This is a genomic window from Streptomyces sp. NPDC096193, from assembly GCF_040302905.1.
Lineage (GTDB): Bacteria > Actinomycetota > Actinomycetes > Streptomycetales > Streptomycetaceae > Streptomyces.
Map to the genome: position 1 here is coordinate 106,159 of NZ_JBEOSJ010000021.1, position 17,006 is coordinate 123,164.

At 70.0% G+C, this 17,006-nt stretch carries 13 protein-coding genes; 3 read left to right on the forward strand and 10 right to left on the reverse strand.

The genetic code is table 11. The annotated features are described in order from the left end of the window. The first annotated feature begins 49 nt into the window (after nt 1–49). Nucleotides 50–703, forward strand: coding sequence for an ANTAR domain-containing response regulator (locus tag ABTX78_RS26725; RefSeq protein WP_352209332.1), 654 nt, complete (start codon nt 50–52; stop codon nt 701–703). A 103-nt stretch (nt 704–806) separates the two neighbouring features. On the opposite strand, the gene ABTX78_RS26730 is transcribed toward ABTX78_RS26725, so the two are convergent. From ABTX78_RS26730 to ABTX78_RS26770, 9 genes are all read right to left on the reverse strand, one after another. Beyond that, on the reverse strand, nt 807–1,523 hold the full coding sequence (locus tag ABTX78_RS26730; RefSeq protein WP_352209333.1) for an ABC transporter ATP-binding protein: 717 nt from the start codon (nt 1,521–1,523) through the stop codon (nt 807–809). Then, nucleotides 1,523–2,416 carry an ABC transporter ATP-binding protein gene (locus ABTX78_RS26735; RefSeq protein ID WP_352209334.1) on the reverse strand — a complete coding sequence of 298 codons (894 nt, stop codon included), beginning with the start codon at nt 2,414–2,416 and terminating at the stop codon, nt 1,523–1,525. Before ABTX78_RS26735 ends, ABTX78_RS26730 begins: the two co-directional genes overlap by 1 nt. 3 nt (nt 2,417–2,419) lie before the next feature. After that, nucleotides 2,420–4,240, reverse strand: coding sequence for a branched-chain amino acid ABC transporter permease (locus tag ABTX78_RS26740; RefSeq protein ID WP_352209335.1), 1,821 nt, complete (start codon nt 4,238–4,240; stop codon nt 2,420–2,422). 5 nt (nt 4,241–4,245) lie between these two features. After that, nucleotides 4,246–5,175 (reverse strand): branched-chain amino acid ABC transporter permease, encoded by a 930-nt coding sequence (locus ABTX78_RS26745; RefSeq protein WP_352209336.1) that lies wholly within the window; start codon nt 5,173–5,175, stop codon nt 4,246–4,248. 91 nt (nt 5,176–5,266) lie between these two features. Continuing rightward, on the reverse strand, nt 5,267–6,499 hold the full coding sequence (locus ABTX78_RS26750; protein WP_352209337.1) for a branched-chain amino acid ABC transporter substrate-binding protein: 1,233 nt from the start codon (nt 6,497–6,499) through the stop codon (nt 5,267–5,269). Between the two features lie 104 nt (nt 6,500–6,603). Further along, nucleotides 6,604–7,353 carry a Tat pathway signal sequence domain protein gene (locus ABTX78_RS26755; protein WP_352209338.1) on the reverse strand — a complete coding sequence of 250 codons (750 nt, stop codon included), beginning with the start codon at nt 7,351–7,353 and terminating at the stop codon, nt 6,604–6,606. A 14-nt stretch (nt 7,354–7,367) separates the two neighbouring features. Beyond that, complete coding sequence (locus tag ABTX78_RS26760; protein ID WP_352209339.1) at nt 7,368–7,766, reverse strand: hypothetical protein; 399 nt, start codon at nt 7,764–7,766, stop codon at nt 7,368–7,370. 39 nt (nt 7,767–7,805) lie between these two features. After that, a complete protein-coding gene (locus tag ABTX78_RS26765; protein ID WP_352209340.1) occupies nt 7,806–8,282 on the reverse strand; it encodes a PaaI family thioesterase in 477 nt (158 codons plus the stop codon). A gap of 106 nt (nt 8,283–8,388) precedes the next feature. Then, nucleotides 8,389–10,662: an FdhF/YdeP family oxidoreductase gene (locus ABTX78_RS26770; protein WP_352209341.1), complete on the reverse strand. Its 2,274-nt coding sequence runs from the start codon at nt 10,660–10,662 to the stop codon at nt 8,389–8,391. Between the two features lie 144 nt (nt 10,663–10,806). Between ABTX78_RS26770 and polA the strand changes: the two genes are divergently transcribed. Then, a complete protein-coding gene (polA, locus tag ABTX78_RS26775; RefSeq protein ID WP_352209342.1) occupies nt 10,807–13,518 on the forward strand; it encodes a DNA polymerase I in 2,712 nt (903 codons plus the stop codon). A gap of 709 nt (nt 13,519–14,227) precedes the next feature. Here polA and ABTX78_RS26780 read toward each other — a convergent pair. After that, on the reverse strand, nt 14,228–15,040 hold the full coding sequence (locus ABTX78_RS26780; protein WP_352209343.1) for a DUF4184 family protein: 813 nt from the start codon (nt 15,038–15,040) through the stop codon (nt 14,228–14,230). A gap of 197 nt (nt 15,041–15,237) precedes the next feature. Here ABTX78_RS26780 and ABTX78_RS26785 point away from each other — a divergent pair, with 197 nt between their 5' ends. Beyond that, nucleotides 15,238–16,977: a lytic transglycosylase domain-containing protein gene (locus ABTX78_RS26785; RefSeq protein ID WP_352209344.1), complete on the forward strand. Its 1,740-nt coding sequence runs from the start codon at nt 15,238–15,240 to the stop codon at nt 16,975–16,977. Nucleotides 16,978–17,006 lie beyond the last annotated feature (29 nt).

Consider the following 17,006-nt stretch of genomic DNA (forward strand, 5'->3'; position numbering starts at 1 on the left):
CTCGGTAGGCTCTTGGGGAGCTGTATCTGCGCCGCACCAAGGAGCCCACGTGACCGCCCCCGACTCTCCCCAGCCCCCCACCGACGACGACGCGTCGCACGTCCCCCCGCTGACCACCCGCGTCGTGATCGCGGAGGACGAGGCCCTCATCCGTCTCGACCTCAAAGAGATGCTGGAGGAAGAGGGCTACGCGGTTGTCGGTGAGGCCGGCGACGGACAGCGCGCGGTCGAGCTCGCCCGGGAGCACCGGCCCGACCTGGTCATCCTCGATGTGAAGATGCCGGTCCTGGACGGCATCTCGGCGGCGGAGAAGATCGCCGAGGAGTCCATCGCGCCGGTGCTGATGCTGACCGCGTTCTCGCAGCGCGACCTCGTGGAGCGGGCCAGGGACGCCGGGGCGATGGCGTACCTGGTGAAGCCGTTCAGCAAGAGCGACGTGGTCCCCGCGATCGAGATGGCGGTGTCCCGCTTCACGGAGCTGAAGGCGCTGGAGAAGGAGGTCGCGGACCTCTCGCAGCGGCTGGAGACGCGCAAGCTGGTGGACCGCGCGAAGAGCGTTCTGCAGACGCAGTACGGCTTGACGGAGCCGGCCGCGTTCCGCTGGATCCAGAAGACCTCGATGGACCGCAGGCTGTCGATGCAGCAGGTGGCGGAGGCGGTCATCGAGGACGCGGAGGAGAAGAAGGCGGCGAAGGGGCAGTAGCCCGCATCGCCCCGTGCCCGCCGTACGAAAGCGCAGGCCATACGGAAGGGCCCGCACCCCCTGATCCTGGGGTGCGGGCCCTTCCGTGCGAGGGTGCGGTGGGTCAGTCCTCGCCGAGGTACGCCTTGCGGACGGACTCGTCGTGCAGCAGGTCCTGCCCCGTGCCGGAGAGCACGATGTTGCCGACCTCCATGACGTGACCCTGGTCGGCGAGCGACAGCGCGGCCTGGGCGTTCTGCTCGACGAGCAGAATCGTGGTGCCCTGTGCCTTGAGCTCGACGATCGTCGCCATGATCTTCTGCATCATGATCGGCGAGAGACCCATGGAGGGCTCGTCGAGCATGAGCAGCTTGGGCCGTGACATCAGCGCGCGTCCCATGGCGAGCATCTGCTGCTCACCGCCGGAGAGGGTTCCCGCGGCCTGTTTACGGCGTTCGCCCAGGATGGGGAAGAGGTCGTAGGCGCGCTGGATGTCCTTGGCGATGCCCTCGGTGTCCTTCCGGAGGAAGGCGCCGAGCCGCAGATTGTCCTCGATGGTCATCCGCGGGAAGATGTGCCGTCCCTCGGGGGAGTGGGCCAGCCCGAGGGAGACGACCTGGTGGGCGGGGACCTTCCGGAGGGACTTCCCGTTGAACTTGATGTGGCCGCTGAGCGGCTTGATGAGACCCGAGAGGGTGCGCAGCGTCGTGGTCTTCCCGGCGCCGTTGGTGCCGATGAGGGTGACGACCTCGCCGGCCTCGACGGAGAACGAGACCCCCTTGACGGCCTCGATCTTGCCGTAGGCGACGCGCAGGTCCTCGACTTCGAGAAGTGCGGTCATCAGTCGTTCTCCTTGCTGGCTGACTCGGCGGAGCCGGATTCCGCCGCTTCGACTTCGGCCACTTCTTCGGCGCCGGGGGCGCCTTCGAAGGGCTCGCCGAGGTAGGCGGCGATCACGCGCTCGTCACCCTGGACCGTCTCGCTGTCGCCCTCGACGAGCTTCTCGCCCTGGACGAGTACGGCGACCCGGTCGCAGAGGTTGAAGATGAAGCGCATGTCGTGCTCGATGACGAGGACGGCGATGCCCATGTCGCGGATGGCGAAGACGAGTTCCTCGGTGGCCCTGGTCTCCTGCGGGTTCATGCCCGCGGTGGGCTCGTCGAGGAGCAGCAGCCCGGGCTCGCTGGCGAGGGCGCGGGCGATCTCCAGTTTCCGCTGCTCACCGTAGGGCAGGTTCCGCGAGAGGTGCTCGGCCTTGGAGGCGAGTCCGACGAACTCCAGGAGTTCCATGGCGCGGGCCCGCGACTTGGCCTCGGCCTTGTGGAAGCCGGGGCCGCGCAGCAGGGCGGACCAGAGGCCCTCCTTGGTGCGGGTGTGGCGTCCGACGAGCACGTTCTCCAGAACGGTCATGTTGGCGAAGAGCCTGATGTTCTGGAAGGTGCGGGCGATGCCGGCCGCGGTGACCTTGAAGGACTTGGCCGGCAGGACAGTGCCCTTGTAGCGGACTTCGCCTTCGGTGGGGATGTAGAGACCGGTCAGGCAGTTGAAGAACGTCGTCTTCCCGGCGCCGTTGGGGCCGATGAGTCCGACGATCTCGCCGCTGTTCACGGTGAGGTCGACCGAGCGCACGGCGGTGAGTCCGCCGAACCTCATGGTGACGCCGCGGGCGTCGAGGACGGTCTCCCCGGGCGTGGTGGCCGGCGAGGTGCCCTTCGTCGTGGTGTCGGTGGTCATGGATCAGACCCCTGTCTTGCTGAGGACTGTGGGCGCGTCCGCGGATTCGTGGAATTCGAGCTGACGGCGCCGGTTCGGGATGAGTCCCTCGGGCCGGAAGCGCATCAGCAGGACGAGCGCCAGACCGAAGGCGAGGAGCTGGAGGTCGCCGAGGAACTGCAGCTTGGCCGGGATGAGGTAGAGCAGTGCGGCGCCGACGAGCGGACCGCTGATCGTTCCCATGCCGCCGAGGACCACCGCGGCGAGCAGGAAGGCCGAGTTCGGCGGGACGACGTGCGCGAACTGGTACTGCTCGGGTGTCACGGTGTAGGTGACGTGGGCCTGGACGGTGCCGGCGAGGCCGGCGAGCGTGGCGCCGAGGGCGAAGGCGATGAGCTTGACCCGGAAGCCGTTGATGCCCATGGCCAGGGCCGCGGTCTCGTCCTCGCGGATGGCGATCCAGGCACGGCCGATGCGCGAGTCACCGCTGCGCCGGAAGACCACCACGACGATGAGGGTGATCAGCAGCATCAGGAAGAAGTAGTTCGCGAACCGGCCGATGGTGACGCCGAGGATGTTGTGCTCGAGCCCGAAGTCGAAGCCGAACATCTGGAGGTTCGGGATCGAAGAGATGCCGTTGGAACCGTTGGTGATGTCCGGTCCGGACGTGCCGTCCAGGTTGTTGACGGTGATGCGGAAGATCTCACCGAAGCCGAGCGTGACGATGGCCAGGTAGTCGCCGCGGAGTCGCAGTGTCGGTGCGCCGATGAGGACACCGAAGACCATCGAGGCGCCGGCGCCGACCAGGACCGCTCCCCAGAAGGGGAAGTGGACGTCGAACGGCGAGGACGGCGAGCCGGAGACCATGGCGGCGGCGTAGGCGCCGACACCGAGGAAGGCGACGTAGCCGAGGTCGAGCAGTCCGGCGAGGCCGACGACGATGTTCAGGCCGAGGGCGACGGTGGCGAAGATCAGGATGTAGACGCCGATCGTCGCGTACTGGTCGTCGGACTGGGTGAAGGGGAACGCGGCGGCGGCGGCGAAGGCTCCCGCCATGGTCACGTTGCGGTGGCGGGAGGTGATCGCCGACAGGCGGACCGTCAGGCCTGCCTTGGCGATCGCCGCGAAGCCGAAGGCTGCGGTGATGAGGAAGCCGACGAACAGCTCGTCGTACTCCGTGCCGATGCCGTAGGTGAAGACGATCAGGCCGACGGACAGGGCCGCGACGATGATCAGGATCTCCACGTAGGAGGGCAGCGTGCGGGCGGGTGCCGTGGTGCCGGTGGCGAACGCCGCCTTGAAGTTGGACCAGTTGTTGCGCAGGCCGGTCTTCGTCTGGTCCCAGGAGGTGTCCTCGGGGTCCACCGGGTCGGGCACGGGGCGCTCGAACGGCAGGGCGAAGGCGCCGATGAGGGCGGTGACGGTGGCTATGCCGACGAGGAAGCCGCCGGGCTCCAGGTTGGCGAGTCCGCCGAGCTGGTAGCTGATCGCGATGAGGGTGTACCAGCCGGTGGCGAAGGCCGCGAGTGCCGCGAGCTTGATCGCGCTGTCCGCCCCCGCGGGGGTCAGCCAGCCGAGGCCCTTGACGCCGTACGACGAGAGGCCGAACAGCGTGGTGAGGGCGCCCGCGATGAGCACGAGCACCTGGAGGCCGCCGGGGTAGCCGTAGACCGTGAGGTTACCGGGGAAGGCAGCGGTCCAGGTCCAGGAGAGGAAGGCCGAGACGACGGTGAGGGCACCGCCGCCCGTCGCCAGCGCGCGGCCTATGTGGGCCGGGATGGAGACGAGGCCACGGGGACCGACGGTGGTGGACTTGATGTCCGGGGTGGTGGTGTTTGTCGTCATCGGTGTCACGCCCTGTCCGCGACGCGCTCGCCGAGAAGACCCTGTGGCCTCACCAGGAGCACGACGATGAGAAGTACGAATGCCCAGACGTCGGCCCAGGACTGGCCGCCGAGCAGTTCCATGCCGGGGATGTCGCTGATGTAGGCCGTGGCCATGGTCTCGGCGAGACCGAGGGCGAGTCCGCCGAGCATGGCGCCGTAGATGTTGCCGATGCCGCCGAGGACGGCGGCGGTGAATGCCTTGAGGCCGAGGATGAAGCCCATACGGAAGTTCACTTCGCCGTACTTGAGGCCGTACGCGACGGCTCCGACGGCGGCGAAGGCGGCACCGAGGGCGAACGCGACCACGATGATGCGGTCGGTGTTGATGCCCATGAGCTTCGCGGTGTCCGGGTCCTGCGCCGTGGCCTGCATTCCGCGGCCGGTCCGGGTCTTCATGACGAAGAAGGCCAGGATCGCCATGCAGATCGGGGCGGCGACCAGCAGGAAGATGTCACCGGTCTGGACGGTCACGTCACCTATGTGGAACGGACCGCCGGGGATCTCGGGGAACGTGCGGGAGGACTTCGCCTCGGGGTACCAGGCCCACACCGCCTGCTGGAGCGCGAGCGAGAGGCCGATGGCGGTGATGAGTGGGGCGAGACGTGGCGCGCCACGCAGGGGGCGGTAGGCGAACCGTTCGGCCCCAACCGCGATGGTCGTGGCGACGATGATCGCGCCGACGAGCATGAGCGGGAGGGCGAGCCACATCGTGGTGCCGGTGGGAAGGATGAGCCAGACCGTGAGGGCTCCGAAGCCACCGGTCATGAAGATCTCGCCATGGGCGAAGTTGATGAGCTGGACAATGCCATAAACCATCGTGTAGCCGATGGCGACGAGCCCGTACATGGATCCCAGTAGCAGGCCGTTGACCAGCTGTTGCGGCAGTTCGTGCACCGCAGGTCCTCCGAGTCTTTCGACGGATGTGACGCCGCGCGGGGCGCTGTGCTGCAGCGCCCCGCGCGGCTGGTGGGTGAAGGGCCGAGGATCAGCCGGCGAACGTGCCGGACTTGACCGCCTTCCAGGCAGCGCCCTCGTACTTGTAGACCGTGAGCTGCTTGTTGGTGGCGTCGCCGAACTCGTCGAAGGCGACCTTGCCGGTCACACCGTCGAAGGAGACACCCTGCATGGCCTCGAGGACCTTGGAGCGGGCGTCGGAGGGGAGCTTGCCGTCGTTGGCGTCGACGGCCTTCTTGACGGCCTCGATGATCGCCCAGGCGGAGTCGTAGGAGTAGCCGCCGTAGGCCTCGTAGGCCTCCTTGTAGCCGCCGGCCTTGTAGTTGGCCACGAACTCCTTGGCCGAGGGCAGAGTCTCGACCGGGGCGCCGACGGAGGTGGCGAGGTCGCCCACGCCCTCCTTGCCGGACAGCTTGATGAAGTCGGCGCTGTAGATGCCGTCGCCGCCGACGAGCGGGATGGCGGTGCCGGACTTCTTGATCTGCTTGCTGAGCGGGCCGGCCACCGGGTACTCGCCGCCGTAGTAGACGACGTCGGCGCCGGAGCTCTTGATCTTCGTGACGACCGCCGCGAAGTCCTTGGTGTCCGGGTTCACGTGCTCTTCGCCGGCGATGGCGCCGCCGAGCTTGGTGAACTCCGCCTTGAAGGTGGCGGCCAGACCGGCGCCGTAGGTCTTCTTGTCGTCAATGACGAAGACCTTCTTCTTCTTGGCGTCGTTGAAGAGGTACTGCGCGGCGAACGGGCCCTGGATGGCGTCCGTGGTCGCGGTGCGGAAGTACGACTTGTACGGACGGGCCTTCTCGCCACCGTTCCACTTCGGTCCCTGGGTCAGGGCCGGGTTGGTGTTGGCGGGGGAGACCTGGACCAGCTTCGCGTCGTCGAAGACCTTCTGCATGGACTCGGCGACGGAGGAGTTCAGCGGGCCGACGACACCGAGGACGTCCTTGTTGGCAACGAACTTGGTGGCGTTCTGCTGTCCGGAGGACGGCTGGGCCTGGTCGTCGAAGGCTTCGACCTTGAAGGTCACGCCGTCAACGAACTTCTTGGCGTTGGCCTGCTTGGCGGCGAGGTCGACAGAGTTCTTGATGCCCAGACCGAGGGCGGAGAGCTCACCGGTCAGCGGCGCATCGATGCCGATGACGACTGTGGTGCCGGCGCCGCCCGAGGCCTCGCTGTTCTTGTCGTCGCGCGAGCCACAGGCGGTGAGCGACAGGGCTCCCGCGGTGAGCGCAGCCGTGATGGCTATGAGCGAACGTTGACGCACGATCAGTCCTTTCACCTGGCACGGCCGTCCCCCCTGGGACGCACCGAGTCGAGCGCGGGAACCGAACTGAAGGTAATCCGGTGGCGCGGTGACTGGCGGTGACTCTAAGCGCGGTAATGGGGCTGGAGGAGTGGTCTGGCCAAGGCTGTGACGCTCTTGTTATGCCACGGCTTCACACATAGCGGCACGTGGAGGGTGGAACGGGGGAATTCACGCCGTTTCGTCTTGTCCACATACTGAGAACGAGCAGGACCATCGGGCGGTTTGAGTCCTGATATCTGATCTTGCGGACACTGCGTCTCAATCGCTCTGGCCAGGTCCTGAGCGTAGCGGTCGCCCAGGATGAAGCTCTGCTGCTGCATTGCGCGCGTATTACGCAGTGTTACGTCGAGAAAAGGGAGTCCGGCATTCCGTGCCACTTTTTCGCAGTCCGACACCCGAAGAGAAACATGCACGATCCGTGACGATCCGGCACGCACCGTGAAGGGTGGTGAAGGGCTCGCGACCAGGGTCAGCGCCCGGGAGTTCTGGTCGATCCGTACGACGGTGACAGGGGGCCCGGAAAGGGTTTCGAAGGTAATGGAGAAATCGAACACGCGGGGATCGCCGTGCGGCCCGACCGGTCCGCCGTAGGCCACGCCGACCGCCTGAGCCGGCCACGGCGTCGGTGGTGGAGGCGGGGGCAGCGGGCGTGTGGCGTAGAGATAACCGGCCCCGGCGAGCGCCACCGCCATAGCGGCGGCGATCATGACCACGCGCCGGTTACGCGGCGGAGCGGCGGCCCAACTCCCTGCGCTTCGGGAGCGGTTGAAGCTTTCCGCCGCCGCATCCTGGGTGCCGGCGCCCGGTTCCACCGGGCCGACTCCGCTCATTGCCAGGGGCCGCCCGTCGGACTCCCGCCGCGGTAGCGCTCCGTGCATCTGCTCCGCGCCTGACGGTCGATCAACGCATCTGCTGCGGAGGGGCCTCGGCTGCGCTGCTCGGTCCTGGCGGCGGCCACCACGGCCAGCAGTATCTCGTTCTGGCCGCCCGACAGGCCCATGGCCTGGTAGTCCAGCTCCGCCCGGTCCCCGCCATCGAGCACCACGCGCGACCAGTGGGCGATGAGCTTCTCGCACAGCTCCTGCGGAGACGTCGTACGGGGCGAGGGGGAGGGGGACGGCCCGCGCCCGGGTGCGGCGGACCCGCCTGCGCAGGCCGCCGTCGCGACCAGCAGCGCGCATGTGCACAGAACCACCCCGCCCCGGGGTGGCGACCCAAGCCTCATGCGGGGAACGCTAGACCGCTCCCCGGGACGGGACAACGGTCAAGCAGCGGAGTTCGGCGCCCCGGCCGCGTCCCGCAGCAGACACGTCAGCCGCGCCGTGCACACCCTCTTGCCCTGCTCGTCCGTGATCACGATCTCGTACGTCGCCGTCGAGCGCCCCCGGTGCACCGGCGTCGCCACCCCGGTCACCGTGCCGGAGCGCACGCCCCGGTGGTGTGTGCAGTTGAGGTCCACCCCGACCGCGATCTTGCTCGTGCCGCCGTGCAGCATCGAGCCCACCGAGCCGAGCGTCTCCGCGAGCACGGCCGAGGCGCCGCCGTGCAGCAGTCCGTACGGCTGGGTGTTGCCCTCCACGGGCATCGTGCCGACCACACGCTCCGCCGAGGCGTCGGTGATCTCCACGCCCATGCGGTCCCCCAGGGTCCCGGCCGAGAAGAGCGCGGGCAGGTCGACCCCGAGCTCCGCGTACTCGTCGATGACCTCTTGCGGGAAGTTGACGGTCTTCTGCTCGCCCATGGGGCCCGGCTCCGATCTGCTGCCTTGCGTGCTGTGTGCACCGTCTTACCAGATGCCTGAGCGAACGCTTAGCCCGGGTGGGATCATTCCCGCCCCCGCCCCGCCGTCAGCCGGCCCGCTCGAACCGCACGACCACGGACTTGCTCGCCGGTGTGTTGCTGGTGTCCGCGGTCGAGTCCAGCGGCACCAGCACATTGGTCTCCGGGTAGTACGCCGCCGCGCAGCCCCGGGCGGTCGGATAGTGGACCACCCGGAAGCCGGGGGCCCGCCGCTCCACGCCGTCCTTCCACTCGCTGACCAGATCGGTGTACGAGCCGTCGTCGAGGCCCAGTTCGGCCGCGTCGTCCGGGTTCACCAGGACCACGCGACGGCCGCCCTTGATCCCGCGATAGCGGTCGTCCAGGCCGTAGATCGTGGTGTTGTACTGATCGTGCGAACGCAGGGTCTGCAGCAGCAGACGGCCCTCGGGCACCTCCGGGTACTCGATCGGAGCGGCCGTGAAGTTGGCCTTCCCGGTGGCGGTCGGGAAGCGCCGTTCGTCGCGCGGGGCGTGCGGCAGCGTGAAGCCGCCCGGCCGGGCGATCTTCGTGTTGAAGTCCTCGAAGCCCGGCACCACGCGCGCGATGCGGTCCCGGATCGTTCCGTAGTCCTTCTCGAACTCCTCCCACGGCGTCAGCGACTGCGGCCCCAGGACCGCCCGCGCCAGCCGTGCGACGATCGCCGGCTCGGAGAGCAGATGAGGGCTCGCCGGGGGGAGGTTGCCGCGCGAGGCGTGCACCATGCCCATCGAGTCCTCGACGGTCACCACCTGCCGCCCGCCGGCCTGGACGTCCTTGTCGGTGCGCCCGAGCGTGGGCAGGATCAGGGCCCGCGCACCCGTGACGGCGTGCGAGCGGTTCAGTTTGGTCGACACATGGACCGTGAGCCTGGCCCGGCGCACGGCCGCCTCGGTGACCTCGGTGTCGGGTGTGGCGCCCACGAAGTTGCCGCCCATGGCGAAGAAGACCTTCGCCTCGCCGTCCCGGAGCGCGCGGATCGACCGTACGACGTCGAATCCGTGGTGGCGCGGCGGCGCGAAGCCGAACTCGCGCTCCAAAGCGTCCAGGAACGCCGGGGCGGGCCGTTCGAAGATGCCCATGGTGCGGTCACCCTGGACGTTGGAGTGCCCGCGCACCGGGCAGACGCCGGCGCCCGGGCGGCCGATGTTGCCGCGCAGCAGCAGGAAGTTGACGACTTCGCGGATCGTCGCCACGGAGTGCTTGTGCTGGGTCAGGCCCATCGCCCAGCACACGACGGTCCGCTCCGACTCCAGCACCATCGCCAGTGCCCGCTCGATGGCGGCCCGGTCCAGGCCCGTGGCGGCCAGCGTCTCGTCCCAGTCGGCGGCCCCGGCCGCGGCGGCGAACTCCTCGTATCCGTGGGTGTGTTCGCGCACGAACTCCTCGTCGACGGCTCCCTCCGTCTCCAGGACCAGCTTGTTCAGCAGCCGGAACAGGGCCTGGTCACCGCCGATGCGGATCTGGAGGAACAGGTCGTTGAGCGCCACGCCTTTGATCATGCCGAGCGGCGTCTGCGGATTCTTGAACCGCTCCATCCCCGCCTCGGGCAGCGGGTTCACCGACATGATTCGCGCGCCCGCCGCTTTGGCCTTCTCCAGGGCGGAGAGCATCCGGGGGTGGTTGGTGCCGGGGTTCTGGCCGGCCACGATGATCAGGTCCGCCCGGTGCAGGTCCTCCAGCGAGACACTGCCCTTGCCGATGCCGATCGTCTCGGTGAGCGCCGACCCCGAGGACTCGTGGCACATGTTCGAGCAGTCGGGGAGGTTGTTGGTGCCGAACTCGCGGGCGAAGAGCTGGAGCAGGAACGCCGCTTCGTTGCTCGTGCGGCCCGAGGTGTAGAAGAGCGCCTCGTCGGGGGAGGAGAGCGCGGTCAGCTCCTCGGCGATGATCTCGAAGGCCCGGTCCCAGCCGACCGCTTCGTACCGGTCGGCGCCCTCGGGCAGATACATGGGCTGAGTGATCCGGCCCTGCTGACCGAGCCAGTAGCCGCTTCGCGAGGCCAGATCCGCGAGCGGGTGCCGGGCGAAGAAGTCGGGGGTGACCCGCCGCAGCGTCGCCTCCTCGGCGACCGCCTTCGCGCCGTTCTCGCAGAACTCCGCCGTATGCCGGTGATCACCCTCCGGCCAGGCGCATCCGGGGCAGTCGAAGCCGTCCTTCTGGTTGACCTTGAGGAGGGTCTGTGCGGTCCGCCGCACGCCCATCTGCTGCTGGGCGATGCGGAGTGTGTGCCCGACGCCGGGCAGGCCGGCCGCCGCGTGCTGCGGCTCGGCGACCTGCGGAGCGTCCTGGACCGGATCACCTGCGGGCGGCTTGCTGGCCATCGTGCTCCCCCTCGGGCGCGTTCCTGTGTCGTATGCATTCAATCCTGTCACGTGTGCCGCCGGTCCCGTCACCCGTCGCTCCGGAGTGCTCGGCGGAGGGCGGTGTGAGCGGCGATGTCAGTGGTCCGTGGCAGGATCATGTCCGTGGCTGAGACAGCATCGAAGAAGACCCCAGACGACAACCGTCCGCGCCTGCTCCTCATGGACGGGCACTCCCTGGCGTACCGGGCGTTCTTCGCGCTGCCCGCGGAGAACTTCACGACCGCGAGCGGCCAGACGACCAATGCCATCTACGGCTTCGCGTCGATGCTGGCGAACACGCTGCGCGACGAGGCGCCCACGCATTTCGCCGTGGCCTTCGACGTGTCCCGCAAGACTTGGCGCTCCCAGGACTTCCCGGAGTACAAGGCGAACCGCTCCAAGACGCCCGACGAGTTCAAGGGCCAGGTCGAGCTGATCGGCGAGCTGCTGGACACCATGAACGCCGTGCGGTTCGCCGTCGACGGCTTCGAGGCTGACGACGTCATCGCCACGCTCGCCACCCAGGCCGAGGCCGCCGGCTTCGACGTGCTGATCGTCACCGGCGACCGCGACTCCTTCCAGCTCGTGAGCGATCACACCACCGTGCTGTACCCCACCAAGGGCGTCTCGGAGCTGACCCGCTTCACCCCGGCCAAGGTCCAGGAGAAGTACGGACTGAGCCCGCAGCAGTACCCCGACTTCGCCGCCCTGCGCGGCGACCCGTCGGACAACCTGCCGGGCATCCCGGGCGTCGGTGAGAAGACGGCCACCAAGTGGATCGCCCAGTACGGCTCGTTCGCCGAGCTCGTCGAGCGCGCCGACGAGGTCAAGGGCAAGGTCGGCCAGGCCCTGCGCGACCATTTGGAGTCCGTCAAGCTCAACCGCCACCTCACCGAGCTGGTGCGGGACGTCGAGCTGTCGAAGGGCGTCACCGAGCTGGAGCGCGCGCCGTACGACCGGACCGCGCTGAAGGGCTTCCTCGAGGTCCTCGAGATCCGCAATCCGAGCCTGCGCGAGCGGCTGCTCGCCGTGGACCCGGGTGCCGAGGAGGACGAGCCCCCCGTCCCCGACGCCGGTGTCGAGCTGGACGGCAGCGTCCTGGGCGCCGGCGAGGTGGCCCCCTGGCTGGAGGAGCACGGCACCCAGCCGCTCGGCGTGGCCACCGTCACCGCCTGGGGACTTGGTGTGGGCAGCGTCAGCGAGGTCGCGCTGGCCGCGGCCGGTGGAGCGGCTGCGTGGTTCGACACCACGCAGCTGGACGAGGCCGACGAGCGCGCCTTCGCCGCCTGGATCGCCGACCCGGCCAGGCCCAAGGTCATGCACAGCGCCAAGGAAGCGCTGCGGGTCTTCCCGGAGCACGGCTGGGACATCGCCGGCGTCACGATGGACACCGCCCTCGCCGCCTATCTGGTCAAGCCCGGGCGCCGTTCCTTCGCGCTGGACGCCCTGTCCGTCGAGTATCTCCACCGTGAGCTCGCCCCGGCCACCGCCGACGGCCAGCTGGCGTTCGGCACCGACGAGAGCGCCGAGGCCGACGCCCTGATGGCACAGGCCCGCGCGGTCCTCGACCTCGGTGAGGCGTTCGGCGAGAAGCTCGAGGAGGTCGGCGCCGCCGAGCTGCTGCACGATGTGGAGCTGCCCACCTCCCTGCTGCTCGCCCGGATGGAGCGGCACGGCATCGCGGCCGACCGCGCCCATCTGGAGGCGATGGAGGTGCAGTTCGCGGGCGCCGTGCAGCAGGCGGTGAAGGAGGCGCACGCCGCGGTGGGCCACGAGTTCAACCTCGGTTCGCCCAAGCAGCTCCAGGAAGTCCTCTTCGGCGAGCTGAACCTCCCCAAGACCAAGAAGACCAAGACCGGTTACACCACGGACGCGGACGCGCTGGCCTGGCTGGCGGCCCAGACCGAGCACGAACTGCCGGTGATCATGCTGCGTCACCGTGAGCAGGCCCGCCTGCGGTCCACGGTCGAGGGGCTGATCAAGACGATCGCGGCCGACGGCCGGGTCCACACCACCTTCAGCCAGACCGTCGCGGCCACCGGCCGGCTGTCCTCCACCGACCCGAACCTGCAGAACGTGCCGGTGCGCACCGACGAGGGGCGCGCCATCCGTCGCGGCTTCGTCGTCGGCGAGGGCTTCGAGTCGCTGATGACCGCCGACTACAGCCAGATCGAGCTGCGGGTCATGGCCCACCTCTCCGAGGACGAGGGGCTGCTGGAGGCCTTCGCCTCCGGTGAGGACCTGCACAACACCGTCGCCTCCCAGGTGTTCGAGGTCGCGCCGTCCGCGGTCGACGCGGAGATGCGCCGCAAGATCAAGGCCATGTCGTACGGCCTGGCGTACGGGCTCTCCGCGTTCGGACTCTCGCAGCAGCTGAACATCGAGGCGGGTGAGGCGCGCGCGCTGATGGACACCTACTTCGAGCGGTTCGGCGGGGTGCGTGACTATCTGCGCCGTGTCGTGGACGAGGCCCGGGCGACGGGATACACCGCGACGATGCTCGGCCGCCGCCGCTATCTGCCCGACCTCAACAGCGACAACCGCCAGCGCCGTGAGGCGGCCGAGCGGATGGCACTGAACGCCCCGATCCAGGGCACCGCGGCGGACATCGTCAAGGTCGCCATGCTCCGTGTGGACCGGGCACTGCGCGAGGCGGAGCTCACCTCGCGGCTGCTGCTCCAGGTCCATGACGAAATCGTGCTGGAGATCGCCCCGGGGGAGCGTGAGCAGGTGGAGACGATCGTCCGCCGCGAGATGTCGGCGGCCGCGTCGCTGCGCGCGCCGCTGGACGTCTCGGTGGGCGTGGGCACGGACTGGGAGTCCGCGGCGCACTGAGCCTGCCGGGCCCGGCGGGGCGGCCTCTACTCGGGCTCTGTCGGCCAGGGCGAGCGGTCCTGCGCGGCCGGCGCCCGCCGGGGCGGCCCCTGTCGGTCCAGGCGAGCGGTCCGGCTCGGCCCGCGCCCGCCGGGGTGGTCCTGCTCGGGCCCTGTCGGTCAGGGCGAGCTGCCCTGGTCGGGCCCGCGCCCGCGCGGTCGGCTCTGCTCGCCCCTCTTGGTCCAGGCGGGCAGCCTTGCCGGGCTCGCGCCTGCCGGGGTGGTCTTGCCTCGGCTCTGTCGGTCAGGGGGAGCGGTCCCGCTCGGGCCGCGCCCGCCGGGGTGGTCCTGCTCAGGCCCCTGTGGGTCCAGGCGGGCAGCCTTGCGCGGGCTGGCGCCCGCCGGGTCGGCCCTGCTCAGCCCCTGTCGGTCAGGGCGACGGTCCTGCTCGGGCTCGCGCCTTCCGGGGCGGCCCTGCTCGGGCCCTGTCGGTCAGGGCGAGCTGCCCTGGTCGGGGGCCCGCGCCCGCCCGGTCGGCCCGGCTCGCCCCTCTCGGTCCAGCCGGGCAGCTTCGCGCGGGCCCCCGACCGCCGGGCCGCCCCGCCCTGGCCCCGACCGTCAGGCAGAGCGAATTCTGCTCGGTCACGCGCCCGCCGGGGTGGGCGCCGGGCCCCCGTTCGTCTCCCGCCCGGCCGGGGCCGCTAGGCGGGCCGGTAGGGGAGGGGCGGGACTCAGACGCGTTCAACCGCCCGGGTGCGCAGGCGCATCCCCGCTCCGTACACCACCATGCCCACCGCGAGCCCCGCGCCCGCCCCGAAGCAGGCCGTGGGGATGATGTCCAGGGGCGAGCTGACGTGCCCGTAGTACGCGTACCAGCGAGCACACCGCTGGGCGACTCCGAGCAGGACGCAGCCTCCGAGCAGGGCCACGGCGAGCCGCCGCCCCCGGCCGTCCAGCACCGGCACGGACGCCGGCGGCGCGACCGCGGGCTGCCGCCGCAGCGCGGACATCAGAAACCAGCCGAGTACCACCAGCGCGAGCGCCGAACTCCCGTACTGCGCGTACTGGAAGAGCCCGAGACCGGCCACCGTCTCGTTGAGCACCGGCAGCACCCGGGTGCCCCAGCGGTCGTGATGGGTGAAGGCGTCCCACACCACATGCGTGAGCGCGCCCAGCACGGCCGAGACATAGAAGCGGAACCCGAAGACCAGGTCCCGGCGGCCGCTCCCGCCCTCGCCCCGGACGCAGGCGTGGACGCGCCCCTGCCAGCGGGTGGGCAGCAGGGCCAGCAGTGGGTCCCGCACCATCAGCCACACCGCCACCAGCGCGGCCGCGACGGCCACATCGACGGTCAGTACACCCGCCGGCGCATGCGTGAACTCCCCGAACTCCATGGCCCCGGGCACCGCCGTCGCGGCGAAGTACGTCATGTCCGGCGCGAGCGAACCCGTCACGAGCGCAGAGGCGAGCAGCGGTCCGCGTGCTCGTCCGTCCCGGCGGATACCGGGCAGCACCGCGGCGGCATGGCTCAGCGTGAACGGCATGCGTGAAGTCCCCCTGGAACCGATCCGGATCTCCGACGGTCAGTATGCGTGATGGTCGGGTGCCAAAATCCGGCGGAGCCGGAGATGGCGAAGTGGTGAAAACCGGTCAGGTGACGGTGTCCTGAGGCACATAGGTGCCGTAGGGTCGCCTGAGTCATCGCGCTGGGGAGCGCGGCACCTCGGGAGGGAACAGACGTATGGCAGCGCAATTCGGCCGCCGGCTGCGCAGGGGAGCGACCACGACCGCAGTGGCCGCGGCTGCTGTGGCCGCACTCTCCGCCTCACAGGCGCCCGGTATCACGCACGCCACCACGGGCGACAGCCAGGGGGCGTCCGACGCCACTCCGCCGCCGGGCACCCCGGTCACCGGCAACTCCCCGTACTACACCGACCTGCCGCCGCTCAACACCCCCGACAAGCCCGGCACCTCGGTCGACCTGCCGGCAACCGGAACCGCGGAAGCGGGCATTCCAGCGACCGTCCTCGCCGCCTACAAGCAGGCCGAGCAGACCATCGCGGCCTCGGACCCCGGCTGCCATGTGCCGTGGCAACTCCTCGCCGCCATCGGCAAGGTGGAGTCCGGCCAGGCGCGCGGCGGCAAGGTCGACGCCGACGGCACCACCTTCTCGCCGATCCTCGGCCCCGTGCTCAACGGCGTCGGTTTCGCGAACATTTCGGACACCGACAACGGTGCCTTCGACGGCGACACGACGCACGACCGCGCGGTCGGCCCGATGCAGTTCATCCCGTCGACCTGGGCGACGTGGGGCCAGGACGCCAACGGCGACGGCCGCAAGGACCCGAACAACATCTACGACGCGGCGCTGGCCGCGGGCCGTTACCTCTGCGCGGGCGACCGGGACCTCGGGGTCAAGGCACACCTCGACCGCGCGATCCTCGGCTACAACCACTCGCAGGAGTACCTGCGGACGGTGCTGTCCTGGTTCGACTACTACAAGCGCGGTACGCACGAGGTCCCGGACGGCACCGGCGTCCTGCCCGACACGAGCGGGCCCGACTCCTTCCCCGCCGGCGCCGAGACGCTGCCGACGCCCTCCCCGTCCCCGCCCGGCACTCCCGGTACGAAGCCCGGGCCGACGCCCCCGGCCAAGCCCGGTGGCGACACCAAGCCGCCGACGACGCCGACGACTCCGCCGACCACGCCCCCGCCGACCACGACGCCGCCGTCGCCGATCGCCAGTATCGAGCGGGCCGGTGCGGCCGAGCTGACCGCCATGGCGGGGCGCGACTTCGCCGAGAAGGCCACCGTCCGCGTGAAGAACGCCGCGGGCCGCACCGTCGCCAAGCAGCCGGTGCGCTTCGAGATCGTCGGGGACACCGACGCCCGCTTCGCCGGCGGCAAGGCGAGCACGGTCGCCGTCACGGGCGCCGACGGCACCGTGGCCGCGCCGGTCATCAAGGCCGGTGAGAAGACCGGCACGTTCACCGTGCGGGCCTCGGTCGTGGGACGCACGCTTCCTGCCGTCAGCTTCACCGGCACCGTCGTCCCGCGTGCCGCGGACGCGATCCGCCGGACCAGCCATGAGGTGCTGACGGCCGCTCCCGGCGGGGAGTTCGGGCAGGCGGTCGAGCTCAAGGCCACGTACAAGGGCTCCGCGGCCGAAGGCGTTGCCGTCACCGCCACTCTCATCAAGAGCGCCCAGGACCCGACGGCGAACGACAAGGGTCCGTACTTCAAGGGCGCCGAGGACAAGCCGGTCCGCACGCTCACGGACCTCGAGACCCGGGCCGACGGTCTGCTGACCCTCCCGAAGATCTTCGCGGACGGCCAGGCCGGCACCTTCCTCCTGCGGCTCACCACCGCCGGCGGCGGCACGGTGACCATCGAGCTCAAGGTGGTCGCGCCGGACACCCCGACGACCCCGCCCACGACCCCGCCCGCCACACCGAGCGCTCCGGCGTCCCCGGCCGCCTGACCGCGGCACGACCCAGACGGCACCGCCCC

What these genes read in the sequence shown, in the direction of transcription:
- ABTX78_RS26730 (WP_352209333.1), bottom strand. Translation starts at nt 1,523, where the DNA reads ATGACCGCACTTCTCGAAGTCGAGGACCTGCGCGTCGCCTACGGCAAG.
- ABTX78_RS26735 (WP_352209334.1), bottom strand. Translation starts at nt 2,416, where the DNA reads ATGACCACCGACACCACGACGAAGGGCACCTCGCCGGCCACCACGCCC.
- ABTX78_RS26740 (WP_352209335.1), bottom strand. Translation starts at nt 4,240, where the DNA reads ATGACGACAAACACCACCACCCCGGACATCAAGTCCACCACCGTCGGT.
- ABTX78_RS26760 (WP_352209339.1), bottom strand. Translation starts at nt 7,766, where the DNA reads ATGAGGCTTGGGTCGCCACCCCGGGGCGGGGTGGTTCTGTGCACATGC.
- ABTX78_RS26765 (WP_352209340.1), bottom strand. Translation starts at nt 8,282, where the DNA reads ATGGGCGAGCAGAAGACCGTCAACTTCCCGCAAGAGGTCATCGACGAG.
- ABTX78_RS26770 (WP_352209341.1), bottom strand. Translation starts at nt 10,662, where the DNA reads ATGGCCAGCAAGCCGCCCGCAGGTGATCCGGTCCAGGACGCTCCGCAG.
- ABTX78_RS26780 (WP_352209343.1), bottom strand. Translation starts at nt 15,040, where the DNA reads ATGCCGTTCACGCTGAGCCATGCCGCCGCGGTGCTGCCCGGTATCCGC.
- ABTX78_RS26785 (WP_352209344.1), top strand. Translation starts at nt 15,238, where the DNA reads ATGGCAGCGCAATTCGGCCGCCGGCTGCGCAGGGGAGCGACCACGACC.